Here is a 25183-nt window from a genome sequence, read left to right on the forward strand (position 1 = left end):
ATGCCTCAAAAACTGTGGAGAAAACCTTTAGACACTGAAAAAATCAAGCTTCCCATGGCAGAAATCCACATCATAAAGGATTTCTGTAAGGGCTGTGGCTTCTGCATCGAATTCTGTCCAAAGAATGTATTAGAAAAATCCGACGAGATTAACAAGAGGGGAGCATACTTGCCAAAAGTGGTGGATGAGAGTAAATGTGTTCTCTGTGGCTTTTGCACGGCAATCTGCCCTGAGTTTGCCATTTTTACCATTGAAAAGAAATGTAAGGAAGGTTGTGAGAATGGAGAAAAAGAATAGAGCGGTTCTTACAGGAACACATTTCATGAGCGGAGATCTGGCATGCGCTGAAGGAGCAATTGCCGCTGGATGCCGATTCTTTGGCGGCTACCCCATAACTCCTGCTACTGAGATTGCTGAGCGAATGGCTAGACGAATGCCAGAAATTGGCGGTGTTTACATTCAAATGGAAGACGAAATTGGCTCCCTTGCCGCTATCATCGGCGCCTCTTACGCTGGTAAGAAAGCCATGACTGCAACATCAGGTCCGGGATTCAGCTTAATGCAAGAAAACATAGGATTAGCTGTTATGACTGAGGCACCTCTTGTTATCGTAGACATAATGCGTGGTGGTCCCAGCACTGGCCAACCAACCATGCCTGGGCAACAAGATGTGATGCAAGCGAAGTGGGGTTCCCATGGAGACTATGAAATTATCGCGCTAGCTCCTTCATCTGTTCAAGAAATGTTCGATTTAACAATAGAATGTTTCAACCTCGCTGAAACCTATCGTGTTCCAGTCATGTTGCTAGCTGACGAGATTATTGGTCACATGTGGGAGCGAGTCAGGATTCCGCCCCCCGAAGAAATTACTCTTGTCAGTCGCAAAAAACCCAAAGTGCCACCGAATGAATACCACCCCTTCAAACCGGACGGAACCCTAGTTCCCCCCATGGCTTGCTTCGGAGAAGGCTACCGCTTCCACGCCACTGGCTTAACACACGACGAAAAAGGTGCGCCCAAAACGGTAAGTATCGAAGAGCAGACCAAACTTGTCAAAAGACTGTGCGACAAGATACGCAAGAATGCTGGAAAAATAATCAAAGTTGAAGAAGTAATGTTGGAGGACGTTGAGGTGGCAGTTATTGCTTACGGCATTACTTCCCGCGCAGCTTTAAGTGCAGTGCGAAAAGCCAGAGAGGAGGGGATAAAAGCGGGGCTGCTTCGACTAATCACCATTTGGCCCTTCCCCGAAGAACTAGTTGCTGAAATTGCTAAACAAGTTAGCGTCATAATTGTTCCTGAAATGAATTATGGACAGCTGGTTCGAGAAGTTGAAAGAGCGGCAAAGACGACTCCAGTCTTTCTCCTTTCAAAATTTGGTGAAGAACCTCATCGACCTTCAGAAATCGTAGAAGCTATGAGGAGGGCTCTGAAATGACCGAGTCAAATTTGATGTTAGGGCATCCCTTGGCGAAATATTTGAGACAGGAAAGGATGCCACACATTTGGTGCGAAGGCTGTGGAAACGGCGTTCTGCTGTGCAGCTTCTTTGAGGCTCTCGACGAACTTAAGCTGGACTTGGACAAGTTAGTTGTCGTTTCGGGAATCGGATGCATTGGTCGCGCAGCTGGCTATGTCAACGTTGACTCGTTCCACACAACGCACGGTAGAGCCATAGCCTTTGCTACAGGAGTGAAGCTTGCCAATCCAGACTTAAAAGTCGTAGTCATCAGCGGCGACGGCGACCTCTTCGCTATCGGCGGAAATCACTTCATCCACGCTGCCCGTAGAAACGTGGATATCAAAGTTATCTGCGCCAACAACTTCAACTACGGAATGACTGGCGGCCAGTATGGTCCAACTACACCCTTAGACTCATGGACCACAACTACTCCTTACGGAAACATTGAACATCCCTTCAACCTAGTTCATCTAGCTGCAGCATCTGGCGCCGTGTACGTTGCCCGATGGACAACGCTTCAAGTGAGAAGACTAAGAAACTCGATAGAAAAGGCGCTGCAAAAGGAAGGCTTCTCCTTCATTGAAGTCATATCGCCGTGTCCAGAGATTTATGACCGCTACAACAAGCTTGGAACAGCCATTGACGTAATGAAACGGTTTAAGCTGGTGTCGGAAGTTCGGCATGGTTACGATCCTGCAAAAGCAGAAATAACAAAAGACCAAATTATAGTGGGCGAGTTTATCGATATTGAAAAGCCAAGTTATGGCAGGTTATTCCGAGAAATGACTGCTAAGGTGCAGAAAAAACTCAAAGTAGGAAAAGTCAAATGCGAACGGAAATAAGGTTTGCAGGTTTCGGAGGACAAGGCATCATCCGGTCAGGCTTGATACTGTCCATGGCAGTTTGCATTTACGGCGATAAAAACGCCGTGCAAACTCAATCCTATGGACCAGAGTCAAGAGGCGGCAGCTGCAAATCCGAAGTAGTCATAGCAGATGAAGAGATAGACTTTCCAAAAGTAGACAACCCAGACATAGTAGTGATAATGTCACAGGAAGCCTACCACAAATACGTCAGCACCACAAAGAAAGGTGCAACAATCCTTGTTGACCCTAACAGGGTAACAGATAGAAGCGACCCAGCAAGCACAAAAATATATGATATACCGGCAACGAAATTCGCAGAAGAAATGGGTAAAACAATAGTAGCAAACGTGGTTATGCTGGGCGCTCTAACAGCCATCACAAACATAGTCACGCCGGAAGCCATGAAAAAAGCTGTTTTACGAAATGTCCCAAGAGGAACTGAGAAACTGAATATGGCGGCCTTTGAAAAAGGCCATGGCTATGGCAAACAACTTCTAAAAAGCCAAGGCAACAGCGAGTAAGCTATTTCTCCAGTCAAAATGGAAAGATTTCAATGAAAAAAGCTTTTCAAGTAAGTGCCCGACTCGTCAATAGGTGAAAGAAAGTTGAAAGTAGGTATAATATCGGACACGCATGACAATCTGCCTTTAGTCGACAAGGCAATAGAGAGACTCAACCGAGAAAAGGTAGAATTAGTGCTTCACGCAGGTGATTATATTGCACCCTTCACCGTAGCGCGTTTCAAACAGTTAGAAGCAAAACTAATTGGTGTTTTTGGAAACAACGATGGCGACCATGAACTATTGAAGAAACGATTCGCAGACATTGAAGCGGCGGAGATTCGAGGCAACTTCGCTGAGGTTAAAGTCGATGGGTTGAAAATTGCATTACTGCACGGTGGAGAAGAAGAGCTTTTTCAATCGCTTGTCAACATTGAATGTTATGACGTGGTGGTTTATGGACACTCGCATGAAGCGCGAACGTACAAGAAAGGCAAAACAACAGTAGTTAATCCTGGGGAGGTCTGCGGTTACTTAAGCGGAAAATCTACGATAGCTCTATTGGATACAGTAACTCGAGAAGCGAAGATTGTTCAATTATAGTCAACTCTGCCTTTTTCGTTTGATTTTCTCTACAGCTTTGCTTACCCCTTCCCATCCTTCGACTGTTTTCGAATGAACAATTTCGAAGGCTTCCTTCGACGTCAACAACATATGCTCCTCCCCTGTAGCTGTTCTCGAGAGATACCTCGCAGCCCGCAACACATCACCACTTAGCCGAGAGTCTGCCTGGTCTGCCAGATGACAGATTAATGCTTCAACTGTTCTAGGCCACATCGGTCCTGCTTGACCTCCGTGATGAGCACAAACTATGTGAACTAAATCTAGTGGGAAATCTCTTCGAATCAATTCGGCGGTGATGAGAGACAAGTGGTCTAGGCGTTCCCCGATGTGTGAAGTGGAATAGCCTTCACCTTTCGACTCGTAAGTTAATGGTTTGAAAATGTCGTGCAACACAACGCCTGCCATTACGAGGTTCTGGTTCACTTTGCCTCCGTATACTTTCTTGGTAACATCACAGAGTGTTAATGCAATTTCTGCTGTGGCAAGAATGTGCTCAATGAACCCTCCGGGATAGCTGTGGTGACGGGAGAGACTGGCAGGAGAAGTGTTGAGGGGTAGTCCAGAATAAATTGTTCCGCTAATTTCGATTTGCGGGTTTTCAACTATTTCTGCAACTTTTTCTCGAAGCCTTCTGTCCTTTATTTGGTTCAAAACGCGTCTTAGGCGGGAATTCAAAACGTATCACTCTCTTCTCTCTCTGCTTACTCGCTCTTTTTGAATTTTCCGTTTTTCCCTCGCCGCTAAAGCGTGAGCTAGGCGGATGGGTTTTGGAATTCGATAGGTTGGGGTACAGTGCTTGACGATTTCTATAGCTCTTTTCAGCGAAACCATGTGTCCAACGCTGACGTAGACAGGTTTTGTCCCCTTTCTAGTGGTAAGCGCCACTCCCACTATTTCCTCTTTATCTGTTATTGGCGCCCAGTTTGCTTCATTAAATTCACCTACCTTCCCGATCAGTGGGCGCTTCGCTACACCGACAGTTGCTCTGCAAATGACAAGTCCTAAGTGGCTGGCAAGTCCAAGTCTGTGAGGATGCATTATTCCTTGTCCGTCAACGAGGAAAATATCTGGTTGCAAGCGAAGTTTCTTGACAACCGCAAATGCCGGGGGAATTTCTCTAAATGATAATAGTGTTGGAATGTAGGGGAACTTCGTTTTGACGCTGGTTGTTTTTGATTCAACGAGGGAAAGCGAGCTATAGTCAAGGACTACAGTGGCGCCAATTGACGATTCTTTTGTATAAGCTACGTCCACTCCGGCAACATATTGTATTTTATTAGGAAGGGTGTCTCGTCGAATTATGCGTTTTGAGATCTTTGACTGCGCTGCGTGAGCCTTTTTAACAGAAAACGATGTTGAGATTTTTACTCGTTTAGATTTTTGCGAAGACAAGCCATGGCGACCTTACTTTTCTTTTGCACTAATAGTTTTTTCAAGCTTCTTAATTGAGCGCTCGAGCGAGCTTCTCCGTACTTCAATTGTAACGTCTCCGCGGGTGGCTTCTATGATTCTTCTTGCAATGTCAGTTTTTCGTCTTAGCTCAGAAAGAAATTGCAAAGCCTTATCCATGACCATAAGCTCGTCGTGGATGAGTTCCATTGTCTCAAGGCTTTTCTCAGCAACCTTCGTGTCTCCTTTTCTGAGATGATCTAAGGCTCTGCGTCTAAGCTCACCTACAACATCTGCTAATCCAAGCAAATATGAAGTGGATGGAGCACCGATTTTTTTGGGACCGACAAACTTTCCATCTTGCGCTAATTCGAGGAAAATGTGGGCTTCGGTGTATTCTTGAAAAGCTGAATCCACAATGCCTGCATAGAGAAATTTTTGATGAACTGGGGGGATATCATCGAGTTTTGTGAAAAACTTTTTTATCTCCTTTAGCAACTTCTCTGCTTCCCTGAACCGTTCCTTATGCACTAAGAAGATTGCTTGTTTCGAAAGACGGGTTGCCTTTCGCATGGCGTCATAAAGTTCATCTTTGATTTCTTCTCTTTCCCTTAATTCTTTGTGTATTTTGCTCAGAATATTTCTTAGTGGCATGTGTACATGCTCCAAAATTGCTTTGCAGAGTGATTCGTAAAGGTGTCTTTATAGTCTTTTTGATGCTATCCCAGCTTGATGGGTTTCTCCAATCTACTTAATAAAACCACTCGGCTATTTCTTGATTCGTCAAGCACCTTATAACTGGTTTCCTCAGCCAATGAAGCAGCAAAGTCTTGGATTTCCTCATGTAGCGGCGTGTTTGCATATGTTAGTCTCAGCCGTGAAAATCCAACATGCATATAAGCTTTTGGCTCCACATAAGTGGGACTGGCTTTTTCCACTAGTTTGCCATAGAATTCCGGGTGTTTAAGGTTGAGATGGCGGACTAGCGTTATACGCATAACGGTGGGACATTTGAAGCTTGGCAGCAAAGCAAGAGTTTCGTTTAACTTCTCCCAAGCATTGGGGATTTGAGGTCGGCAAGTTTCGTAGTAAGTTTTTTTGTCTGGGGCACATGTTGAAATGTAAAGTTGTGTGGGTTCTTCGCTTAATTTAGACAACGCTTCAGGTATTGTCCCGTTTGACACGAGGAATGTTGTGAAGCCTCTTTTGTGGAAGGATTTAATCAAGTCTCCAAGCCGTGGATAGAGTGTTGGTTCTCCAGCTAGGCTTATGGCAGCGTGTCTCGGCGTCAACGCTTCTCTATACTTCTCCTTGTTAGCTTTGGGGTTTGCTTTGTAGCCGCTCAAAAGTCTCATTTGTGCTCTTATACAGCCCTCTACAATGTCTTCAGGCTCATCACAGATTGGCAACACTGTCTCTTCCCACTTTAATCCTTTGTCTCCGCTTTGAGCCCTCCAACAAAACAGACATCGCATTGTACAGTTAAAGACTGTTGGCGTCATCTGTATGCATTGGTGGGTCTTTATTCCGTAGAATTTTTGTTTGTAACAAGGGTGGTTGTGGATTAATGTGTTGTAGAGCCATCGGCAACGCTTGACAGCTGAGTGCTGGCCTATCATATGATATTTTTGGGTTTTCATCAGTTGAAGGAGTTCTTTTGGAATCTGAGATTGCATTGATAGGGTCCTCAAATTTTCTAGGAGAATCAATCCGTTTTGCGTTAATAAAAAGGTGTCTTATTGTTGATGTGCAGATTTCTACATACGATATCTTGATACAGACAGAGCTATGGTGTTTTCCTTTTAGTTTTTTGATGCGTCTGTGGTACGCTATTGTTATTGTTATGACCGATAGAATGGCCGCGGATATTTCACTTCTTCTGAGCCACCAGCGCAATGTGGCGGTGGAAATGCAAAACCTCCGTTGCTAAAGTGATGCGTGCGGCAGTTGTCTGACAGGTCAAGTTTTCGAATTTTAAGTAGTTGAAAGAGTGCTCGTGGAATCGAAGGTTGCTATGCAGCATTTTCTGAAGGATCTGAGCAATTAAAAATATTGGATCACAAATAAGAGTACAGTTAACTTGCAGCCTGCATTTTTATTCCGGAAAACAGTATTCTATGTTTTGGAACTCTTTTGAGAACTTTTCTACATACTGTTTAACTTCTTTTGGGTCTTCTTTGTCGATGATTGCAGATTTTATGAATTCTGCTATTTTCTCCATCTCAGCTGCCTTCATCCCCCGCCTCGTTACTTCGCAAGTGCCAAGTCTTACTCCACAGTCTGCAATTATGTTTGCCTTCTCAAGCCTCTCAGCCACTTCCTGCCCCTGCTTATAACCTCCATAATCTAATAGAAGTTGATGCGACTTCGTATAACCAAGACTTGAGGCAATAACTGGAAACCCAAAGTCATCTAGTGCTTTTGCAAGGGTTTGTGCATTGCTAATGACTTGTTCAGCGTAGGTGCTTCCAAACTCTTTCATTTCCGCCAATGCTAGAGTTAGAGCGGCTATTCGATTCCAATGAGCGTTGTCCACAAAGGCTGGAAAAATCTTCTCTTTCATGGTTTCTCCATATTCTTTATCTGCGAGTATTATGCCTCCTTGCGGTCCAAAGAAGGTTTTATGGGTTGAACCGAAAAGCGCTGAAGCGCCCTCTTGAAGTGGGCTTTGGAATTTCCCGCCAGCTATTAACCCCATGACATGTGAGCCATCGAACGCCATGTGTGCACCAACTGCCTTCACTGCTTTAGCTACTTCAAGAACTGGATGGGGGAAGAGAAAGAGGCTGGCTCCAAAAATCACTACGTCGGGTTTGACTTTGATGATGGTCTCCACAGTTTTTTCAGTCTTTATGTTCATTTTTTCTTTGGAGAAAGGAAAGGCTTTAACTTCTATCCCAAGAACTTTGGGTAACCCTTTTTGCCAAATTCCAGGATACCCGCCATCTTTTGCGGAGACGCACATTAAAATGTCACCTTGTTTTGTGAAATTGGCTAAAAAAATCCAGTCTGCTACGTGTCCCGAAAGAGGGCGCAAATCAGCGGTCTCTGCTTTGAAAAGTTTTTTTGCGATTTCTTCTCCATCTTTTTCTATTTTATCAACGAAGTGGGTGCCCATGTAGAAATGATTTCGTGCAGTATATCTATGGGCTAGTTCCGAGGAAAGTAAGGAGCGAACTTGAGGACTCATAATGTTTTCTGAAGGGATAAGGTTGATACACTGTTTCTCACGCCATTGCTCATGTTTTTGCACTAGGTCCAGAATATCCGCAATCATTTACGTCACCTTAAATCATCGAATTTTCTATCCGTTCAGATATTTACCGCTTGTGGAAACATCAAGGAGATTTAGCCTTCTACTTAGTTCTAAGATGTCTGAGTTTAGCGAAAAAGGAAATGATAATATGCTCGGAGAGTGAGAACAGATAAAAGTTTAAAACATCCTCTTTACTAAGAAGTGTCAAACCTTCGTATAGCCATAACATGAGGGAACAACATGCACAGAAAATTTCACTTAAAGGGAGCTCCAACCTTCTTAATAATTCTACTCGTTTCAGCTTTTTTCGCAGCCTTACCTACACCGAAAGTTTATGCTGAAGTCTCAATAAGTGAACTTTCTAAGGACGAAGGGTTTGTCGGGGACCTTGTCAATTTGACTGGGCAAATTAATACAATAAATGGCACTTATGAAATTCTGTTCGATGGAACAACAGTTAAAAGCGGAAATGCAACGTTAATAACTGTAGAGGACGTATTTCCAGTTCCAAGTAGCACTTTTGGTAACCATCAGATACAATTGCGAGACGTTCTTAATGCCACGGAAAGCACCGTATCGAACTTCACTGTTAATACAAAATACATTGTCAAGGCAATAACACCGCAAGCGCCAAAGCAGTTGCAGGAAGGTGTAAATGTAACTCTTCTAGCTGAGATTACAGGTGGAGACGCGAACAAAACTTCACGTGCAAGCATAACCGTGCAAGACCCAGCCAATATTACTTATTCATCGCCCGAATTTCTTATACAGACAGATCAATTCGGTTATGGCAGCATTAGCAAAATATACCCTGTAGACTTTGGAGGGGATGCTAATACTTTCTTCATCGGTGTCTACAACATGTCACTAATTGATACGCTTAATGCAACTCTTGCATCAGTGACCTTTACTGTAGGATTGACGGATGCCTTGGAGTATCACAGATTTCAAACAGTCTATATTCAAGCTGCAAATTACACTTCGGTCGAGTTCTTAACGATTAAGATAACCCACCCTAACGGAACAGTTGAACTTACGCCAAGTAACGCGTCAGGATCCATTGGGATAATAACAGCGAACTGGACAATTCCCGCAAACGCTAGCATAGGACTTTACAGAGTTGATGTAAAAGATACAAAACCGCTTGGGACTGAAAAACCAGTGGCGGACAGCCAAAATTTCACAGTTGTTTCGAAGTCCTTTGCTTGCGAGGTTAAGACGTTTAATTTAGACAAAGAGCCTGTGAAGGGTATTCTGGTTGAGGCGTGGAACGTTACCAGCCCCCCAATCGTTAGAAATGAAACTACAAACGAAGAAGGAGTTACAGTTTTCCTTTTGGAAGCAGCGAATTATACTTTCAAGGCGTTTTGGAATCCCTCGGATGGACCGAAGGCAGAAGTAGGTGAAACATCATGGATAAGCTTAGCTGGAAACCTTACTGGAGACTCAGCTGTAAACATTACATGTTCCCTTGCTCACATCAAAGTAGCAGTCAAAGGCGTAGAAGGAATGGTACTTCCATTCGTCGGTACACGCGTAAACTTCACCTATATCTCGAGATTAAATATTCCCATAACCCCCACTCCACTCTTCTCTGAAACCAACATAACAGGCATAAGCATATTTCAAAACATGTTCACAAACATTAGCTACACCATACAAGCAAATCGTTACACCTACATATTCGACACCGCCACAATAAACCTGACATCCACGAGCTGGCTCAACATAACCTGCCCGACATACGAACTCATTATAAACGTTTATGACAGAAACGGCTCGGGATTGCAAGATGCACAAGTGAAGGTTTATGAATGGAGCATTGGGCTAAGCGGCTTGGTGGGAATAGAAAACACGGGGGCGAATGGAGAAGTTGCCTTCAATTCTACTTTTGGAAAGTACATAGTGGATGTGTATAAAGACGAAATACTCTTAAACCAGACAACAATACTCCTCATAAACCAGCCAACTACTCTTGCAGTTTATTGCAGGCTCTACAATCTAACACTTGACATTAACGTACTAGACTTTTTCGGACAAGGAATACCAAACGCAAACGTCACAATAGAACGTGAAGGAACAGTTCTTTTATCCTTAAATACTGGAGCAGGAGGAGGCGCACAATTTACAAACCTCGTCGGTGGCAACTACAAAATTTTTGTTTACATAAGTGAAAAACCATGTGAAATCACTACACTTTATCTTCAAGAGTCGAGAACGACTACATTAAAAATAGGAGGAATCGTGTCAATCGGCGGTTTCATAACAGAAACAAGCCTTTTCATTACTGCAGTCTTCATGTCATTGCTGATTGCTATTTTTCTGCTTGCCTTCATTTATCGCAGAGTCAAATCAACTGCCAAAAAGGAGTAGCGAATTGGAAAAGTTTATAATACTCAAATACCTAAGCCATTTTCGTTGAAACGTGAAAACGTCCAAAATTGGATTTTGTATGAAACTACACTAAGGTAGTGTCTATGTTGGGTGAAGTAAAATATTGTTCCCCCCGATGTAATTTGTTCAAATGCGGAAAAAACGCTATAATCTATAGAGGCAATGATGTTTGGTGTAGGTGGACCGATGAAAAATGCAACGTCGCAAATTGCAACTACGCAACGTGCATTAAACGAAGACTACTGCCGAGCGGTATATGTGGAGAAACCATAAAACGGAAAACAACCGAAAAACGGATGGAAGACGTTGTTGGACCCCCTGTAAAGCTTCGCGGAAAAACTCTGAGAAAGGTGGGCGAAAAAGAAATTTTCTAAAACCCCCTCTACAGAGACATAAACAGTTAACATTAAACCTTAACCAACCGCAACATATGGCTAGGGTAGTGTCTTTGATCAAACGGGTAACTTGTCTTGCAGGAGGGATCGGCGCCGCCAAATTTCTTCAAGGTCTCGTTAGAATATTACCACAAGAGAACATAACGATAATTGTCAACACCGGTGATGACATAGAACTTCACGGTTTACACATTTCCCCAGACCCCGATATCATAATGTACACTCTAGCAGGCATTGTGAATGAAGAGCAGGGATGGGGAATACAAAGCGACACGTTCAACTGCCTTAACATGTTTCAAAAATATGGGTTGGAAACATGGTTCAAGCTTGGCGACAAAGACCTTGCTACACACATTTACAGGACACAACTTCTGAAAAACGGCTTCTCCCTAGGCGAAGTTACACAGAAACTCTGCAAATCTCTTGGACTTAAAGTGAATATTCTACCTATGACCAACGGAAAAATCGCCCCACAAATACTTACAAATGTGGGTAAAATGCATTTTGAAGAATACCTTGTGAGAAGAGGGGCAAAAGATAAGGTTCTAGATGTGATTTTCGAAGGCGCCGAGTCGGCACATCCAACTCCAGGAGTTATTGAGTCTATACAAGATGCCAGTGGAATCATAGTATGTCCAAGCAACCCGATAGTAAGCATAGGTCCAATTCTAGCAGTCAAGAAAATCAGAGAGGCTTTGAAGGAAACCACAGCGAAAGTGGTCGCCATAAGCCCAATTGTTGGAGGTGGCACGATAAAGGGACCTGCAGACAAGTTAATGCGGGGGCTAGGGCTAAAGGCTTCAGCTTACTCTGTTGCTTTCCTATACCGCGACTTTCTTAATGTGTTCATATTGGACGAAGTTGACGAGGTAGAGAAAGAAAAGATTGAAAGGCTTGGGATGAAGGCTATTGCAGCTAATACGATCATGCGCTCGTTAGAAGACAAGGTCGAATTGGCGAGCCTAGCTTTGGACGCCCTTGATCCCACTGCATACTAATCTGCGGAAACCCGCTTTATAACAGGTGGCCTAATTTTCTTCAAAATGCGGTATCCGCAGAAAGTGCATTTGACTCCTCCACCGCGTAGCTCCAACTCTTCAGTGGGCACTTTTGCCCCGCATCTCACGCACTCGTAAACAACTCCGTCACCTGTTTTTTCAGACATAGTGTTTCGCTCTCTTTAACGATGGGTAGCTAATGTGCAATTTAAATCTATTGACTCTTCCTAAAATCCATTTTTCTGTGCAAACACTAATCGGACTTCTCTCAGTAATTATGGCCTCATTTAAGAACGAAATACATTATTTTTCATAGCTTTGTATGTTGATATTTCTGTTGATCTCGTGCAAAGATGTGTTTCGCAAGCGAAAAATCCAGACAAGAACTTAAAAAGTGTATTCTTATAGAATAAGGATAGGACAAGTTAAAACGTCTAAAGAAAGTGACTTGGGATGTCGATTATAGAAATAATAACGAGAGCCCTTATGTTCAAGGATAATGAAATTCTCACAGCCTTTACAGAAGGAGATAAACACGCGTTTCTTCCAAGAGGGTATGTTGAACTTGGAGAATTCACAAAAACAGCCTTGAAGAGAGAATTAGAAGATGTGCACGCGCAATAGAAAATCAATTGAAGTTATTCTCAAATGCCGATTTGACGTCCCCATAGTTTTAGAGATTCAAGAAAAGGAGATGGATAACGCAATAAACATGATTCAGGGAAAGAAGTATCTTGAAGCGTTACTAAATTCGATACAGAGAGGATGTTTCACAAAAATAGAAGAGAACTAAAATACGCGTACAAAGGTGTAGGTTATGAAGGGCAATTTGAAGGCTATTCTCAGAGGAAAGCTTTCGCCTGAGGAGCTTGCCTTAGTTTACAAATCTTATGATATCATTGGAGACATTGCTATCATACAGGTTCCAGATAAACTGCTGCCGCTCAACGAAACGATTGCTGAGGCTTTGATGCGACAACACAAACATGTTAAAGCTGTTTGGCGACAGTCAAGCCCCGTTTTCGGGGATTTTAGATTGCGCAAGCTTGAATGGATTGCAGGGAAGAAGAAGACCGAGACTGTTTACAAAGAGCATGGGTGCCTGTTAAAAGTTGATGTAGGAAAATGTTATTTTTCTCCTCGACTTGGTTTTGAAAGAATGCGGATTGCCAACTTAGTTAGGGATAATGAAGTTGTTGTGAATATGTTTGCCGGCGTAGGTTGCTACTCGGTAATAATTGCTAGGCACTCGAAAGCTGCAAAGATCTATTCAATTGACATAAACCCCGTTGCAGTAAAATATATGCGGGAAAACGTTCTGCTGAATAAAATGGTTAACACGGTAATTCCTATAGAAGGAGACGCAGGAACAACAATTGAGGAAATGCTAAAAAATATAGCTGATAGAATTCTAATGCCGCTACCTGAAAAGGCGTACAAATATATCGACTCCGCATTCTTAGCAGTTAAGCTCCAAGGCGGCTGGATTCATTACTACAGTTTTGAACATGCGAAAAAAGAAGAAAATCCTATTGAGAAAGCAAAAACACAAGTTGGAGAAAAGCTAAAGCAACAAAACGTCAACTTCGAATTACCCTTCGGTCGCATAGTGCGACAAACGGGGCCCAACTGGTATCAAATAGCCATCGATATTCAAGTTAAAAAGTAATGCGCAATTATAGCTGTTGGATCAGAAGATGTCAAAGCCTTTTGGGGCCAGATAGACGTCTGTTTATGATGTTTATGCAGCCCAAAAGGGAGTTGTCTTCTTTCTCATTAATTCAACATACCCTTTCAGAACTTCAAGCTCATCAGTCGTCAAGCGGTCTTGAAACTTTGTCAGCAGAGCTCTGGCGTGATTTTCTGGAACCCGAACATAAAGAACATCTTTTTCGTTAATATGGCGTCCAACAACAGGTTTATCCAGAGAAACAGCCACTTGCATACCAACTACGGCCTCAGAAACCGCCTTTCCCTGATCTTGAATCTGTATAATCTCTCCCACATCCTCCCCGTCTTCTTTAACAAGGACAACCCTTGGTTCTATTCGACCCGCTAGAACTTCCACTCCTACAATGGCAGGTTTCGCTTTTCTGAAAATGTATCCTAGCAGTATTCGGATTTTGCCTGGTTTAGCGAGGCTGTCAAACTCTTCAAGAGATAGTTTGTCGCGTTCATTCTGTAGCCACTCCACAAACTCGTCTATTAGATGGTAGATTACGTTGTGTTGAAAGATTTTGACTCTCCGATCTTTAGCTTCTTCTTCAGCATCAGGCAATACTTTTACATTAAACGCTAAAATAGTTCCAAAAAGCGGCTCGTGCTCTTTTACAACGTTGGCTTCTACAACATCACGTTTTGACACATCGCCGACATCTGCTAGTCGTATAGGAATATTTTCCCGCTTCAAACTCTCTGCGATAGCTTCCAAGGAGCCCAACGCATCAGTCTTCAACACAATACCTTCAACGTCTGTTGCAATCTTTACCTTCTCAACTTCCTCAGAGACCATCCTGACAAACTCTTCAATCCGTTCTTCCGAAGGTATGACATACAACGGAGCTCCAGCCAAGGCCGTATCTAAATCTGGGGCGGCTATCTTTATCCCCGATGCAGCAGAAACAGAATCCACCGAAGAAAACTTGTCGCGAGGATCCCTTATTTCATCCAAAGGCTTAGGCAAGAGAACCGCACGAACTTTCGTCACAATCGGCTTCCCCTTGCCTCCAATCACAATTGTATCTCCTTTCCGAAGAATCCCATCATAAACAACAGCATTAACAGTCATTCCAAGCCCCGCTTCTTCCATTACTTCCAAGATCGTTCCTTTCCCAGGGCCTTCCGTTACCTGCAGTTGTGTCTTAAGATACTGTTGCGTTAACCCCACAAGAACCGAAAGAAGTTCCGGAATTCCTTCCCCTGTTTTTGCGCTAACGGGCACAAGGGCGATTGTTCGCGTGAAATCTTTTATTCTATCGAAACGTTCAGACTGAAAGTCTAACGTGGAGAAAGTGCCCATAATTGTATAAAGACGATTGTCAAGGTCTTCGCGTACATAGCGGTCTTGAGATTGATGGGATTTCAAAAAGAGTTTTTTAGGATGAGAAATCCATCCTGGTATGCGGTCAATTTTATTTACAGCAACCAGAAATGGCGTCTTTCTAGCCTTTAAAATGTCCAGAGACTCGTAGGTTTGGGTTTCAAAGCCCTTTAATACGTCAATTACTAGAATGGCGATATCGGCGGCGCCTCCGCCTCGCTTTCTAAGGTTAGCAAAAGCCTCATGTCCAGGAGTGTCAATTACCAGAAGACCTGGAATCTGAATTTTTCCCTTCAATCGATCTAGCAATGAACCACATATCTCCATAAGTGTGTCTAGAGGGAAGAAACTTGCGCCAATGTGTTGGGTTATGCCGCCTGCTTCGCGTGCTTGGACACTGCTTTTTCTAATATTGTCTAGCAAAAGAGTCTTTCCAGTGTCAACGTGTCCTAGCACGCAAACTATAGGTTGTCTTGTTGGCATAGTGTTTCCCAATATTGATTTTTCAGGCTCACTCTGAAAGCCTCATAAAAATGCTGTCTCTTTGATATAAACTATTTTGCTTAACGATGTTTCTACAGCCACTCTTTAATGCAACTGTTCTCTAAACGAAAATTGTGATGATACTTTTTGTGGGTTGAGAAAAAAGACAAGATTTCGCTGTTTCTGCTCACTATGCAGCTAAGAAAGGCGTGGAAAATGTGCCTAGCTTTCTAAGCAGATGCGACGCCGGAAAGTTCTATATGTTCTAGAACCAAATGGTGGCATCAAATCATGTGTTTTCTTCCCCATTGGCACAGATGCTGTTCGAGGAAATATCATGAAAGGCCATTTGGAGGATATTTGGAACGACGACGAAATGTTTTGGAAGCTTAGAACAAGAGAAAATTTGGAATCATCTGAAGTGGAAGGACGTTAGTTGGATGTGGAATCTGCGAAGATAAGTACATTTGTGGGGGTTGCCGCGCTCGTTCCTATAGCTATTTCAACGGCGACCTTGACGGTCCAGACATTACTTGTATTGATACTAAAGAAACTTGGGAAGGAATTGTTAGTGCTCTCTTAGTTACGTCGATAACGTCTTAGCTCTAAGCTTTACCTTTTTCCTCTTTGCCAAAATATTTTGTCCATCTCAGTTTTCTTGAATCTCTACCCAGTTTCAAGCTGTTTTTGCGGCATTTGCTTGAACAGAACCATAGGATAGTGCCGTCATTTTTAACATACATTTGACCAACGCCTTGCTGAAATTCATGTCCACAGAAGGAGCATGGCCTTGATTTCGGCATTTGTCGTATCCCCAGTTTTCTCTTTTCAACGCCGCATTTTTCTTGCTTCGCGTTCCGTTTCTCTCAGCATCAATACGTCTTCAACTCGAATGGGGCCTTTGACGTTTCGAGTAATTATGCGCCCTTTGTCTTTGCCTTCGAGTATGCGCACTCGTACTTGTGTTATTTCACCGGTTGAGCTTGTGCGACCTATGACTTGGATGACTTCAGCGGGAATGTGTTCTAACCCTTCTGTTTTCTTCTCTTCTTTTCTGCTCATTTTACTGTTTGCCTCGTTGAAGTCCCTCGATTCTGCTGACTATTTCCTTGACGAGGTTTGCAGCGTCTCCTTCTTTAAGAATACATACAGATGCAGATGGGACGTCGATGCCTACAGCTGCGCCTATTTTCTTTTTTGTCGGAACGAATATGAATGGAATTTTTCTTTCTTCGCAAAGGATGGGAAGATGGGCAACGACTTCTGGGGGTTCAACATCTTCTGCGATTACTACTAGTTTTGCAATGCCGCGTTCGATAGCTTTTGTTGTTTCGTTTGTTCCTTTTCTGACTTGGCCGGTTTGAGTTGCGATTTGCAGGGCTTCATAGGCTGCATCTGAGACTTCTGTTGGGGTTTCGAATTTCACGTAGAATGGTTTGGACATTAGCCTTCACCCTTTTCATGTTGAAGAGCTTATTCAGCATCTCCTCTTTATAAGGTTTAGTTATTTTGTGCGTATGGTAGTGCGGCTTAAAGCATATAAGTTTTGGACTAAATGGGATGTTTTAGCGGTGTGTTGTGTTTCTTATCGAGTTTGAGAATTGCTTTCAGCAGATTTATGAAAAGCTTTACTCCTGTAACGTTAACTATTGGAAGATGTACCCCTTTTTTCAACTTCGTAAAATTTTTTGTATTTCGGAAATTCCGTATAACAGACTTGGCTGATTGGGAACTCACGCTTGGCTATTTCGTGTTCGAAAGCTTTTTCGTAAACTTCAGCGCATATAAGATGTCCGTCTATCCAAATCAAACGATTTATGCTATAGGTTGATGCACACTAGATAAGATCGTCTAATGGGCGTTTGTCAAGTCCCAAAACAACAACTTTCTTTGTGGGTGCGATTTTTACCGTCAAAACGCTTTTCTACTCCTTAAATGGTGTGTTTAGAACTTTCTTTGCCTTTTTGCTGATTATAGGTCCGAGACCATGCACGTCTTTTGCCCAACCATCCACATTAATTAGAGCGTTTATGGGAGTTTGGTAAGATTTAAGGATAGCTAACGCTTTTTCGCGACCGATATTGGGAAGACTTGCAATGAGGTAAAGCTGTGCATCAGCCAACGTTGTAATTTTCTTTGCAGCATGTACCACGGGAATCCGCTTTTCAATTATTTGTTCTTGTTTAGCAGCAGTGTACAGAAAGTCAACTGTTTCCTTATAGTTTGAAGTATGAACCAACGCAATTCCCTGTTTTGCCAAAGCAAACATGGCGCCCCAAACTGCTGACGGGTTGATGCGGGTGAACTTGTAAATTATCGGTAGATATCCCTCAAGCAGAACAATGGCGGTTGGATATAGTTCTTTTAACCCAAAAAGCTGGTCAAATAAGTAGCGGCGTGTTAGAGTATACGCAAAGTCATGGACTGTTTTTCGCTCGACAGCGCAACGGTCTGAGAGAACATAATCGCCTTTTGGCAGCGGAAGGCTTTGAACTTTGGCTCCCCGCTCTACCAATCCTTTGACGATTTTTGAAGCGCTACTTGCTTCGTGGCTATCAACTATTATCATAGGTTGCGGTTCTTTTTTCGGCTCTCTAATATACGGCACTAGTGTTTCGGTTCCAGACATTCTCTCAACTCAATCGTAAATAATAATCAAAAGTGTGTTCACTGACTAATAAAATGTTGAGAAGAATTAGTATTGTGCTTTCTGTGAAAAAAGAAAAAAAGGAAGAATTTACAGTTTTTAAGGACCTTTCTTTGTGATTTCCTTGATTACACCCGCAGCGACTGTAGTGCCCATGTCTCGCACCGCAAATCGTCCCAACTCCGGAAAGTCGTTGTAAGTCTCTACAGCGATTGGATGTAGAGGTTCTAAACGGACAATGGCGCCGTCTCCTGTCTTCAAGAATGTTGGTTTTTCTTCAACTGTCTGACCGGTTCGAGGGTCAATTTTCTTGATGAGCTCGGTGAATCGACATGCGACTTGTCCTGTGTGGTAGTGAAGGACAGGCGTGTAGCCAGCTGCAACTGCGGTGGGATGGTAGATTACTATAATTTGTCCAATGAACTCTTTGGCGACGCTTGGTGGATCGTCTGGATGCCCGCATACGTCTCCTCGGTGCACGTCATCTCTCTCTATACCCCTCACGTTAAAACCTATGTTGTCTCCTGGCTCAGCTTTTGGAACCCTTGTGTGATGCGTTTCCATAGATTTAACTTCAGCCTTAACGTTCGATGGCATAAAGATAACGGTGTCACCTTCTTTTAAGATTCCTGTCTCAACGCGTCCTACTGGTACTGTGCCTACGCCTCTAATCGTGTAAATATCTTGCACTGGCAAACGTAAGGGTTTATCGAGTGGTTTTGGTGGAACATCGAAACCGTCTAGAGCTTCAAAGAGTGTTGGTCCTTTGTACCAGGGCATTTTGTCGCTTTTCTTGACTAAGTTATCCCCTGTCCAGCCAGATGTTGGTACAAACGGAATTTTCTCAACTTTGAAGCCAACCATTTTAAGCATGCGACCGATCTCACTTTTGATTTCTTCGTAGCGTTCTTGGTTCCAGTTAACTGTTTGGTCATCCATTTTGTTAACTGCTACTATCAGCTGATGACAACCTAGTGTGAAGGCTAGGAAGCCGTGTTCTCGTGTTTGTCCGCCTGGACCGATGCCCGCTTCGAATTCTCCCCTCTTCGCCGAAACAAACAGTATTGCAGCGTCAGATTGACTTGCACCTGTGACCATGTTTTTGACAAAATCTCTGTGACCTGGAGCGTCAATGACTGTGAAGAAGTATTTTTTGGTTTCAAATTTGAGAAATCTGAGGTCGATTGTTAAGCCTCTCTCTCGTTCTTCTTTAAGGTTGTCTAGGACCCATGCAAACTTGAAAGTTTCTTTGCCCAATTTTCTTGCTTCTTCTTCGTAAGATTTCATTACCCTCTCGTCGATGGCTCCGGCTTCATAGAGCAAGTGTCCAGTGGTTGTGGATTTTCCATGGTCAACGTGACCGATAATGATTAGGTTTAGGTGTGGTTTCTCTGATTTGCTCATTTTTTCTCCTCCATATATTGTTTTTACTTTTCCTCTAATTTATTGGTGAAATTCGATTTACACCACTGTTCTTTCGGCAATATTAAGTTTACTTTCAAAGAATCAACTTTGACAATATTCAGAACTTAAGCGTTGCTAAACACCATGAGCTATGAAAAAAAATCATATGTTCCCTCGCGTGGGCTTAATATATGGATACTGCTCGGCTTTTGATGTTGAAGTAGTGGCGCAGTGTCCACAAATTGTCCGTAGGGGCAACGCGTGCGCATATTCTATCGCAAACGCGAAGGCTAGAGTTTTTTGAACATCTTGCGAAATTCCTCTGCCAGCTTGCATTTGATTCAGGTCTGAACTGATTTTATGTTCTCGCAATGAGGCTTCTGAATATGCAATAGGAGAAGCTCCTTCATTGTGAATTGTTTATTCACGTACACACACTGATTGGTTAGGGATACAATGCACGGAAACATTTTTATTGTCTTATGGCCCTCAAATATATGTGCTTTAATGTCTTGGGTGAAAGGGAAGACGTTGGATTCTTATTTTAAGGGTGGATGAAGGTTTTGTCTGAAAAATCGAGAAAGGAAAAGAAACTGATGGCAGTTCGAGGTGATTTGGCGGAGCAAGTCATCGGTATTGCGAATAGGAAAGGACGAACTGTTTATAGTTTTGTTAATGAGGTTATTGAACAGGCTATTGAGGCGGATTATATGGATAATTCTCTTAAGAATATTGTCGAGTTTCATAAACTCCTTAAAGTGGAGAAGGAAAGCGGGGCTGTTATTACCGCTAAGGATAATTTGCTATTTTTGATTGAGAAGCTTTATCCGTTGGAGAAAGAGGCACTTTTGGAGAGGTGGTATGCTTCTGGGCGGTGGTATGGGAAGTATTTGCAGATTAAGTTTCTTGATGGAGGGAAATTGGGCATGCTTGAAAGGTTGTTGGATGCTTGTACTTGGGATTCCAGCGAAATTCAGCTTCGCGAAAATGGTGAGTCTCTTGTTTTGAATTGCGTGTCTTTATGGAGTTCCAAAGAGTATACTGAGCTGGCCTCTAAGTTTTTGGAGGGTATAATTCACGTTTTAGGTTATGAAACTGTTAAGAACGATGTTTCAAAAGGGTTAATTGTATTGGAATTCAGAAAGAAAGGTTCTTCCTAACAATGCCTCATAAGCGTGCGCTCTTAAGTTTTCCGGAATAAATTTTTGTTAACAGGAGTTAATGAGTGGCAAGTTTTGTATCTTTTAGTTTGATAATGTAAGCTGCAAGCATTTATACTGAATATACCCATTATTTGTCTCGCTGTATTAAAAAATTAAAGGGAGAATAGAAGATATGAGAAAAGCTACACTACTGATGATGCTACTACTATCAATGAGCACTGTAGGCATTTTGCTAGACACACAATCCGTGCGCGCAGATCACAATGCAGATGTTGATGTGTTGCCAAAATATTATGGCGGCGGTGAAGAGACGAAGATCTTCAATATAAGCAATAATGGACCTGACGCTATTGTAGAAGTTGTTGTATCGTTTCCTTTACGTCCAACTCAAACAGGTGACGTTGACTTCAAACCTGTGGGATACGTTTTCCCCGATGGTTGGAAAGCTACATACGAAGTAATGCTTCGGCAAGTCATTTTCCAATCCTTGGACCCTAATAATGCCAATATTGGTGCAGGTGAGCTCTTTGAGTTTAAGATCATTTTTGAAGACGGTCCGACCTATGAAGGTGAATATGAATGGATCATAACAACTAGTGATAACGCTGAATTTGGACGCACCTATTATCGATCGCAGTGGATTGATCTAACAGAACCTGACATAACGATTGATTATCCAGAGCACAATTCAGACGTATATGCAACAAATGAGGATTACCCTACGCCATACTTTTTCTGGACAAACGGAACAGTAAGTGACGCCCTATCTGGGGTGAAAAACGTTGAAGTTAGAGTATACAATGAAACATTTGACACTGATTGGGTTTTCGCTGCGATAGAAAACGATCACTGGTATTATCAATGGTATAATGACGAGGTTCCAGCTGGATCTCCACCATATTTATACACAGTTGATGCAAGAGCTGAAGACATGTCGGGCAACCCCGCATCTGCAGTTCCTCACGATTTCGAATATTGCCTTACTAAAACCATTATAGAACTTACACCGAAAGAAGGGACAGTGGGGCTCACAACAGAGCTGGATTCAGAGACAGGTTGGTACAAAGGAACCATGACAAGTTACGAAAGCAAGCAACTTGGGACGAGTGTGACCGTTGAGGGCGTCGGCTTTAACGAGGGCTCTATAGTCAGCATATATGCGGGCGAATTGCTAGTGAAGGAGCTAACCACGAATTCGACTGGCGGATTCATTACATCATTTCTGTTTCCGACACTTCCTGGTGGAGGCCATACAGTCTATGCTGAAGACGATTCAGAACCAATTCGCTTCGCAAGTGAAGAGTTTACTGTAAAGCCTGAGATTATCTACAAACCTGTTGTGGTCATCGGACCTGCAGTCATCGAGGTTATGGCTACAGGACTGGAATCGGACGATTATGTAGATGGCTTTACAATCGATGGCACAGACGCCTTGCTGGGAACCAACCGGCATGTCATTGACTGGGAAACTGACGCAGATGGAGTTCTCTTCAGTTCAATGGCTGAGAAACCAGGCTTCCAGATGCCTGTCCTTGAACCTGGAACATACGAGATTGGTCTAGATTTCCAGGATGGAGACTCGATATCTAATGTTCTGCATGTTGTCAATTCCTTCAAAGACTTATCCGACGCCATAGATGAAATCTTCAGGATCGAAGGCAAGCTTGATTATCTCAAACCAATGATTGAGAGAATCGATGATAACGTAGTTTGGGTCAGAACAACACTTGGCAGAGTTGAGGGGAAGATAGACGACTTTACACTAACGATCGATGAAATCAACGGAACGACAGTTACTATCCTTGCAAGAGTAGACGACGACGTTCACTCCGGAGAGACAGAATGGGAGCAAGAAATCCATGGGTGGATTGAGCAAATCAAAGACGACGTAGCCATAATTAAGACTGATATCGGTGATATCAAAATCGATGTGGATGAGTTAAAGACAGCTCTCAACAATACGGATGGCACTGTAAACGAAATCTTTAACAAAGTGACAGACATCGTTTCTTCAATGGAGGGCGTACCTACCCAATTGACCACATATATTGCCACAGTATTGTCCGCCATCTCTGCGATTGCAGCAATTACCGCAGTCGTAGTAGTACTAAGAAGACTCAAAGTTGCCGCGTAAACGCCAAAAAAAGAAACAAACCCCCCCTTTTTTTATAATTTCTAGACAAACAACACCCTGGCAACAATCAACGAGGCAATTTAATGTCAAAAGGAGACAAAATATTAACTCTGATTAGTATCATTACAGGCTGCATCGGCATAGCAGACGTAGTCATTTTAGGGATGTACATAACCATTTTTTGCCTACGTGTCGCAACACTGATTCCAAGCTTTCTCACAGAAGCAATAATCGCCGCAATTGCAGCAGTCACATCAACCGCGATACTGCTCTTCGGTTCCATCCTCATCTACAAGGGCCAACCAAAAAATGGCGGCATATTAAACATACTCGCAGGAGCGATAACGATAATCATTTATGTATACTATACTGCAAGGTGGAAATTCCCGTTACTTGTGGAACTGGGCCCAACTGGCTATCTATTGCTTGTCCCAGCTCCTGTAAGCGGCATCCTAGGGATTCTAATTTCAAGATTAGAGAGCTAATTTGAAACCGTACCCTTCAATCCACTAGATCGCAAGTCTACCGGCGTAATTCGTGGGAGTTTTCTGAGCATCCCATAAGAACCTAGTAGCAAGATTGAAAAAGTGGCAAACATTAAACCAATTCCAACTTGTTCCTCAAATGCCTGCCACTGCGAAAGAATATTGACATACCCGGCGCCCATCGATGACAAATAGAAAATTTCAACAAACATTCTCAAAATGTTTGCGAGAAAGAAAGCGACAAAACCGACGACACCAAGAGCCGCATATTTTCGCCTAGTCATAGGTCGTCCTTCAAGGTTGACGTAAACCCAAACTAGAAACACATACATGAACCCCCATAAGCTTACCCCAACCAAGTCCACACACGACAACGTAACAACAAACCTGTGACCAAGTGAAGGCACATATATTATCGTGCCTTCTGTCACTGATGATACTCCAACAACTGACAACAGGAACGAAACAAACGAGGCAATCCAATTCTCAATCACAGAGTCACACTCCCCAAATATCCAATATCTAACGTCATCAGACATACTAAACTTGCCAACGCCGATATAACTACCTTGTGCAGCAACAATATTGACACACGCTAAAAAACGTCCATCCTAATTGCAAACACTAAGTCGCCAACTAGAGATAGCTGACTCTTCTCCAAAGGCAGAAGAAGAGAAATACACGTGGCAATACAGTTTCCTCTTTTTCTCTCGTAAAAGAGACTTCTTCTAGCAGACTGCTTTTCTAGAATACACTAATATGAACAAGACTAGACTTGTCTTGGCAAACAATAAAAACTTGCAAAACCATTTTTTCTCCCAAACACATAGATATTAGCCCGCTTTCCTGAGCATAAGGAGTAACACCATAATGCCAACCAATTTGCCCCCAGAAGCAAAAAAGAAGTGGAACGAGGCTTCGATGACCAGAAACCCAAGAGAGAAGCTTCAACTCCTCCAAGAATTTCTGAGCTTGGTTCCTAAACACAAGGGTACTGGAAAACTTCGTGCACAAATTAAAACCAAAATGGCTACGTTGCGGAGAGAAGTAGAAGAGGCAAAACACAGAAAAGTCGGTGTGCGAGGACCGAAGTTTTTTATTGAGAAAGAAGGAGCTGCTCAGATTGTTATTTTAGGGCAAACGAATGTGGGACGCAGCAGCCTTCTAGCTTCTGGCACAAACGCGAAAGTTCAAGTCTCAAACTACCCCTTCACAACACGTGAACCGGTTCCTGGCATGCTTTCTTTTGAAGACCTTCAAATTCAAATCGTTGAGGCTCCAGCAATAATTGGAGGTGCTGCCGAAGGAAAGGCATGGGGACAACAAACATTGGCGTTGGCTCGGAACGCAGATGGCTTGATTTTGATGGTTGACTTAGTCAAAGATCCTTGTGGGCAGTTTTCTCTTATCTTGAATGAACTTGACAACGCTCGCATTCTTGTTAAAAGACCTGGCGCCAAGGTAGAAGTAGAACGGAGACATATGGGGATTGGCCTAAGAATTTTCGTAATCGGCAAACTTGTCGATTGCACTCTCAAAGATGTTGAGACGTTGCTGAAGAGTTATAGAATTTCCAACGCCATTGTAAAAATATATGGCAATGCCACACTTGACGATGTTGAAGACTCGATTTTTGAGAGCGTTGTGTTTCGTCCAGCAATCATAGTAGCAAATAAGTTCGATGTTGAAGGAGCCGTAGAAAGTCTGAGCAGATTGAAAAAGTTTGTTGGCGGTCGCCTTAATATAATTCCAGTATCCTGCAAAACGGGGTTCGGATTGAAAAGGCTTGGTATAGAACTGTTTAATTCGCTTGAAATAATCCGTGTTTATACTAAAGAGCCAAACAGCAAGAAGCCCTCTCCTGCACCATTTATTTTGAAGAAAAACTCTACAGTTGCGGAATTGGCGAAGCAGATTCATAGCGACTTTTATAGACGCCTTTC

At 42.9% G+C, this 25183-nt stretch carries 29 protein-coding genes; 16 read left to right on the forward strand and 13 right to left on the reverse strand.

Annotation, left to right across the window (positions count from 1 at the left end; all coding sequences use genetic code 11):
• The 5 genes from KAU88_01870 to KAU88_01890 all read left to right on the forward strand — a co-directional run bounded on the left by KAU88_01870 (position 1) and on the right by KAU88_01890 (position 3431).
• Positions 1-297 (forward strand): ferredoxin family protein, encoded by a 297-nt coding sequence (locus KAU88_01870; protein MCK4477259.1) that lies wholly within the window; start codon positions 1-3, stop codon positions 295-297.
• Positions 281-1438, forward strand: coding sequence for a 2-oxoacid:acceptor oxidoreductase subunit alpha (locus KAU88_01875; GenBank protein MCK4477260.1), 1158 nt, complete (start codon positions 281-283; stop codon positions 1436-1438). Before KAU88_01870 ends, KAU88_01875 begins: the two co-directional genes overlap by 17 nt.
• Positions 1435-2304 (forward strand): 2-oxoacid:ferredoxin oxidoreductase subunit beta, encoded by an 870-nt coding sequence (locus tag KAU88_01880; GenBank protein MCK4477261.1) that lies wholly within the window; start codon positions 1435-1437, stop codon positions 2302-2304. The genes KAU88_01875 and KAU88_01880 overlap by 4 nt, the downstream gene beginning before the upstream one ends.
• Positions 2289-2849: a 2-oxoacid:ferredoxin oxidoreductase subunit gamma gene (locus tag KAU88_01885; GenBank protein MCK4477262.1), complete on the forward strand. Its 561-nt coding sequence runs from the start codon at positions 2289-2291 to the stop codon at positions 2847-2849. Before KAU88_01880 ends, KAU88_01885 begins: the two co-directional genes overlap by 16 nt.
• A gap of 84 nt (positions 2850-2933) precedes the next feature.
• Positions 2934-3431: a metallophosphoesterase gene (locus KAU88_01890; protein ID MCK4477263.1), complete on the forward strand. Its 498-nt coding sequence runs from the start codon at positions 2934-2936 to the stop codon at positions 3429-3431.
• Here the strand turns inward: KAU88_01890 and KAU88_01895 are convergent, their stop codons facing one another.
• The 5 genes from KAU88_01895 to KAU88_01915 all read right to left on the reverse strand — a co-directional run bounded on the left by KAU88_01895 (position 3432) and on the right by KAU88_01915 (position 8118).
• The gene (locus KAU88_01895) at positions 3432-4103 is read right to left on the reverse strand and encodes an HDIG domain-containing protein (protein ID MCK4477264.1); all 672 of its coding nucleotides are present in this window, start codon (positions 4101-4103) and stop codon (positions 3432-3434) included. It abuts the gene before it with no gap.
• Positions 4104-4133: 30 nt separating this feature from the next.
• Positions 4134-4844: a deoxyribonuclease V gene (gene nfi, locus KAU88_01900; GenBank protein MCK4477265.1), complete on the reverse strand. Its 711-nt coding sequence runs from the start codon at positions 4842-4844 to the stop codon at positions 4134-4136.
• Between the two features lie 12 nt (positions 4845-4856).
• On the reverse strand, positions 4857-5495 hold the full coding sequence (locus tag KAU88_01905) for a hypothetical protein (protein ID MCK4477266.1): 639 nt from the start codon (positions 5493-5495) through the stop codon (positions 4857-4859).
• 65 nt (positions 5496-5560) lie between these two features.
• Positions 5561-6505 (reverse strand): 4-demethylwyosine synthase TYW1, encoded by a 945-nt coding sequence (gene twy1 / locus KAU88_01910; GenBank protein MCK4477267.1) that lies wholly within the window; start codon positions 6503-6505, stop codon positions 5561-5563.
• 431 nt (positions 6506-6936) lie between these two features.
• The gene (locus KAU88_01915) at positions 6937-8118 is read right to left on the reverse strand and encodes a hypothetical protein (protein ID MCK4477268.1); all 1182 of its coding nucleotides are present in this window, start codon (positions 8116-8118) and stop codon (positions 6937-6939) included.
• A 219-nt stretch (positions 8119-8337) separates the two neighbouring features.
• Between KAU88_01915 and KAU88_01920 the strand changes: the two genes are divergently transcribed.
• From KAU88_01920 to KAU88_01930, 3 genes are all read left to right on the forward strand, one after another.
• On the forward strand, positions 8338-10470 hold the full coding sequence (locus KAU88_01920; GenBank protein MCK4477269.1) for a hypothetical protein: 2133 nt from the start codon (positions 8338-8340) through the stop codon (positions 10468-10470).
• A gap of 104 nt (positions 10471-10574) precedes the next feature.
• Entirely contained in the window at positions 10575-10865 is a 291-nt protein-coding gene (locus tag KAU88_01925; protein MCK4477270.1) for a hypothetical protein, read from the forward strand.
• A gap of 56 nt (positions 10866-10921) precedes the next feature.
• Complete coding sequence (locus KAU88_01930; GenBank protein MCK4477271.1) at positions 10922-11884, forward strand: 2-phospho-L-lactate transferase; 963 nt, start codon at positions 10922-10924, stop codon at positions 11882-11884.
• Here KAU88_01930 and KAU88_01935 read toward each other — a convergent pair.
• Positions 11881-12051 carry a DNA-directed RNA polymerase subunit P gene (locus KAU88_01935; protein MCK4477272.1) on the reverse strand — a complete coding sequence of 57 codons (171 nt, stop codon included), beginning with the start codon at positions 12049-12051 and terminating at the stop codon, positions 11881-11883. The two genes, KAU88_01930 and KAU88_01935, sit on opposite strands and share 4 nt — an antisense overlap.
• A gap of 286 nt (positions 12052-12337) precedes the next feature.
• Here KAU88_01935 and KAU88_01940 point away from each other — a divergent pair, with 286 nt between their 5' ends.
• From KAU88_01940 to KAU88_01950, 3 genes are read left to right on the forward strand one after another with little or no spacing between them, the layout of a single operon-like run.
• The gene (locus KAU88_01940; protein ID MCK4477273.1) at positions 12338-12508 is read left to right on the forward strand and encodes a DNA mismatch repair protein MutT; all 171 of its coding nucleotides are present in this window, start codon (positions 12338-12340) and stop codon (positions 12506-12508) included.
• A complete protein-coding gene (locus KAU88_01945) occupies positions 12492-12677 on the forward strand; it encodes a hypothetical protein (protein ID MCK4477274.1) in 186 nt (61 codons plus the stop codon). Before KAU88_01940 ends, KAU88_01945 begins: the two co-directional genes overlap by 17 nt.
• A 24-nt stretch (positions 12678-12701) precedes the next feature.
• A complete protein-coding gene (locus KAU88_01950) occupies positions 12702-13553 on the forward strand; it encodes a class I SAM-dependent methyltransferase family protein (GenBank protein MCK4477275.1) in 852 nt (283 codons plus the stop codon).
• A 72-nt stretch (positions 13554-13625) separates the two neighbouring features.
• Here KAU88_01950 and infB read toward each other — a convergent pair whose 3' ends face one another.
• Complete coding sequence (infB, locus tag KAU88_01955) at positions 13626-15407, reverse strand: translation initiation factor IF-2 (GenBank protein ID MCK4477276.1); 1782 nt, start codon at positions 15405-15407, stop codon at positions 13626-13628.
• Positions 15408-15645: 238 nt separating this feature from the next.
• On the opposite strand from infB, the gene KAU88_01960 reads away from it, so the two are divergent.
• Positions 15646-15843 (forward strand): SPASM domain-containing protein, encoded by a 198-nt coding sequence (locus tag KAU88_01960; GenBank protein MCK4477277.1) that lies wholly within the window; start codon positions 15646-15648, stop codon positions 15841-15843.
• 169 nt (positions 15844-16012) lie between these two features.
• Here the strand turns inward: KAU88_01960 and KAU88_01965 are convergent, their stop codons facing one another.
• The 5 genes from KAU88_01965 to tuf form a co-directional block, all read right to left on the reverse strand.
• Positions 16013-16210, reverse strand: a complete 198-nt coding sequence (locus KAU88_01965; GenBank protein MCK4477278.1) for a 50S ribosomal protein L24e — start codon at positions 16208-16210, stop codon at positions 16013-16015.
• A 25-nt stretch (positions 16211-16235) separates the two neighbouring features.
• On the reverse strand, positions 16236-16469 hold the full coding sequence (locus KAU88_01970) for a 30S ribosomal protein S28e (protein MCK4477279.1): 234 nt from the start codon (positions 16467-16469) through the stop codon (positions 16236-16238).
• 1 nt (position 16470) lies between these two features.
• Positions 16471-16851: a 50S ribosomal protein L7Ae gene (gene rpl7ae, locus KAU88_01975; GenBank protein ID MCK4477280.1), complete on the reverse strand. Its 381-nt coding sequence runs from the start codon at positions 16849-16851 to the stop codon at positions 16471-16473.
• A 480-nt stretch (positions 16852-17331) separates the two neighbouring features.
• Positions 17332-18036 (reverse strand): hypothetical protein, encoded by a 705-nt coding sequence (locus tag KAU88_01980; protein ID MCK4477281.1) that lies wholly within the window; start codon positions 18034-18036, stop codon positions 17332-17334.
• A 117-nt stretch (positions 18037-18153) separates the two neighbouring features.
• Entirely contained in the window at positions 18154-19458 is a 1305-nt protein-coding gene (gene tuf, locus KAU88_01985) for a translation elongation factor EF-1 subunit alpha (GenBank protein MCK4477282.1), read from the reverse strand.
• Between the two features lie 563 nt (positions 19459-20021).
• Between tuf and KAU88_01990 the strand changes: the two genes are divergently transcribed.
• The 3 genes from KAU88_01990 (at position 20022) to KAU88_02000 (ending at position 23240) form a co-directional block, all read left to right on the forward strand.
• On the forward strand, positions 20022-20618 hold the full coding sequence (locus KAU88_01990) for a hypothetical protein (GenBank protein ID MCK4477283.1): 597 nt from the start codon (positions 20022-20024) through the stop codon (positions 20616-20618).
• 175 nt (positions 20619-20793) lie between these two features.
• Positions 20794-22755, forward strand: a complete 1962-nt coding sequence (locus KAU88_01995; GenBank protein ID MCK4477284.1) for a hypothetical protein — start codon at positions 20794-20796, stop codon at positions 22753-22755.
• Positions 22756-22838: 83 nt separating this feature from the next.
• A complete protein-coding gene (locus KAU88_02000; protein ID MCK4477285.1) occupies positions 22839-23240 on the forward strand; it encodes a hypothetical protein in 402 nt (133 codons plus the stop codon).
• Here KAU88_02000 and KAU88_02005 read toward each other — a convergent pair.
• Positions 23237-23779, reverse strand: coding sequence for a hypothetical protein (locus tag KAU88_02005; protein ID MCK4477286.1), 543 nt, complete (start codon positions 23777-23779; stop codon positions 23237-23239). The genes KAU88_02000 and KAU88_02005 overlap by 4 nt on opposite strands.
• 331 nt (positions 23780-24110) lie before the next feature.
• Between KAU88_02005 and KAU88_02010 the strand changes: the two genes are divergently transcribed.
• A partial coding sequence (locus tag KAU88_02010) for a 50S ribosome-binding GTPase (GenBank protein MCK4477287.1) occupies positions 24111-25183 on the forward strand: 1073 nt, incomplete at its 3' end.

The sequence above is a fragment of the Candidatus Bathyarchaeota archaeon genome (genome assembly GCA_023131225.1).
GTDB lineage: Archaea > Thermoproteota > Bathyarchaeia > Bathyarchaeales > SOJC01 > JAGLZW01.